We start from the raw sequence: 208 nt of genomic DNA, 5'->3' as shown, positions 1-208 counted from the left end.
CGCCTTGGCCAGGATGTTCACGTAGACCGGGGCATCGAAGTCCACGTAGAACGGCCGCGGCTCGGCCGGCGACACCACGAACACATGACGCGGCAGCCCACGTTCACTGCGCCAGTTCCGCGCCCGCACATACCGCCGGGCCTCACTCTTCTCCCCCGCGAACTCCAGATCCCCACCCGTGAACCGCCACGACTCCCGGCTCACCACC

At 68.3% G+C, this 208-nt stretch carries 1 protein-coding gene; it reads right to left on the bottom strand.

The window, feature by feature from the left end; all coding sequences use genetic code 11:
* A partial coding sequence (locus tag OO67_RS35590; protein WP_033305975.1) for a lantibiotic dehydratase occupies positions 1 to 208 on the bottom strand: 208 nt, incomplete at both ends.

The organism is Streptomyces atroolivaceus, from assembly GCF_000717025.1.
Classification (GTDB): domain Bacteria; phylum Actinomycetota; class Actinomycetes; order Streptomycetales; family Streptomycetaceae; genus Streptomyces; species Streptomyces atroolivaceus.
Note: the sequence above shows the minus strand (reverse complement) of the source record. Positions and strands in the feature narration are given on the sequence as shown.